The following is a 1769-nucleotide window of genomic DNA, read 5'->3' on the forward strand; positions in this document are numbered from 1 at the left end:
GGCCGATTGCGGGGGGCGCTGCAAGTACGTCCATGTAAGCTCGGTCGCGCCATCCATGGCGCTCACGCCCCCGCAACCGGCCCCGCCCGGCCTTCGACAGTTGACCGCAAGCGTCTTGTCGAGCCGAGAGGCGCTTGGCTGGAGGGTGGGGCCATGTGGAAAACGGCAAGGAGGGTGCCGTGCGCACCGGTATAATCGAGCCCTCTTTCATCGCTGTGGCCGCCCCCTTGAACGACACGCCCGAACCCGTCGTCTCCGAGCTGATCGACCTGCTCACCCTGGAGCGGCTGGAGGACAACCTGTTCCGCGGCCAGAGCCGCGACATCGGCACCAAGTACGTGTTCGGCGGGCAGGTGCTGGGCCAGGCCCTGGCGGCCGCCCAGGCCACGGTCGACAACGGTCGCCATGTGCACTCGCTGCACGCCTATTTCCTGCGCGCCGGCAACATCGACCATCCGATCGTCTACGACGTCGACCGTACCCGCGACGGCGGCAGCTTCTCGGTACGCCGGGTGACCGCGATCCAGCACGGCAAGGTGATCTTCTTCTGCGCGGCCTCGTTCCAGCAGGCCGAATCCGGTGCCGAGCACCAGCACAAGATGCCTGAAGTGCCGCAGCCGGAAGACATCGAACCGAACCGCCCGCTGCCGGCGGAAGTGCTTGAACGCCTGCCGATCAAGGTGCAACGCTGGCTGTCGCGCGGTGGTCCCTTCGAATTCCGCCATGTCTATCCGCGCGATGAACTGAACCCGCCCAAGCGCCCGCCCTACCACCAGGTCTGGCTGCGCCTGAGCGAGCCAGTAGGCGATGCTCCCGAGCTGCACCAAGCGCTGCTGGCCTACGCGTCGGACTTCCACCTGCTGGGCACGGCGACCTTCCCGCACGGCATCAGCTACTACCATCCGCACGTGCAGATGGCCTCGCTGGACCACGCAATCTGGTTCCACCGCCCATTCCGCGCCGACGACTGGCTGCTGTACTCGCTGGACAGCCCCAGCGCGCAGGACTCGCGCGGCCTGGCCCGCGGCCAGTTCTTCACCCGTGATGGCGTGCTGGTTGCCAGCACCGCCCAGGAAGGCTTGATCCGCGTGGTTCCGGACCAGGCAGCAGCGGCCGCCGTGCCGGCCAAGGATTGATCCGATGCGTCAGATTTTCAGCAGCCAGCGCGTGGAAACCGTGGAAGGCGTGGCCGAGCTCCTGCGCAGCCACGACATCCAGGTGAAGGTCACCAACGGGCGCTCGTACAAGACCCGTCGCCGTGGCCAGTTCAGCTATACCGATCTCGGCAATGCCGGCGCATACCCGGCGGTCTGGGTCGTGCGTGCCGACGACCAGCCGCGCGCGCGCGAAATCCTGCGCGACGCCCGCCTGCTCGACACCACCCGCCGTGACCATCCGACCGCCGAGTTCGCCTTCCGCGATGATGTGCAGGAAAGTGCCGGTGGTCGTGGCTGGGCCTGGCGCATCCGCATCGCCCTGCTGGTGGTGATCGCCGGCGTGGCGCTGGTGATCGGCCTGCGCCATCGCGGCGCCCCTGCCCCCGCCGCCCCGGTGCCCGCCCCGCAGGCCCAGCCGCAACCGCAGCAGGCCCAACCGGCCGCGCCGGCACCGCCGGAAGAAGAGGAAGTGCGGGTTCGCATCCAGCCGGCGAAGTAGTGCCAGCCGCTGGCCGGCAACCGCAGGTAGCGCCGGGCCATGCCCGGCGAGCGCAGCGGCCTGCATCAGCGGCCACAATGCCTGACAGGACAGGCGCCGGGCACGGCCCGGCG

2 protein-coding genes are annotated in these 1769 nt (G+C 69.0%); both read left to right on the forward strand.

Going from position 1 to position 1769, the window contains the following annotated elements; all coding sequences use genetic code 11:
* Nucleotides 1–215: 215 nt before the first annotated feature.
* Nucleotides 216–1136, forward strand: a complete 921-nt coding sequence (gene tesB, locus ACFX4F_RS21360; RefSeq protein ID WP_380658374.1) for an acyl-CoA thioesterase II — start codon at nucleotides 216–218, stop codon at nucleotides 1134–1136.
* Between the two features lie 4 nt (nucleotides 1137–1140).
* Nucleotides 1141–1656 (forward strand): pathogenicity-like protein, encoded by a 516-nt coding sequence (locus ACFX4F_RS21365; RefSeq protein ID WP_380658372.1) that lies wholly within the window; start codon nucleotides 1141–1143, stop codon nucleotides 1654–1656.
* The last annotated feature ends 113 nt before the right edge of the window (nucleotides 1657–1769 follow it).

Origin of the sequence: Stenotrophomonas sp. YIM B13575 (assembly GCF_042787595.1) — a bacterium.
GTDB classification, from domain to species: Bacteria; Pseudomonadota; Gammaproteobacteria; order Xanthomonadales; family Xanthomonadaceae; genus Stenotrophomonas; species Stenotrophomonas lactitubi_B.

What these genes read in the sequence shown, in the direction of transcription:
- ACFX4F_RS21365 (WP_380658372.1), top strand. Translation starts at nt 1,141, where the DNA reads ATGCGTCAGATTTTCAGCAGCCAGCGCGTGGAAACCGTGGAAGGCGTG.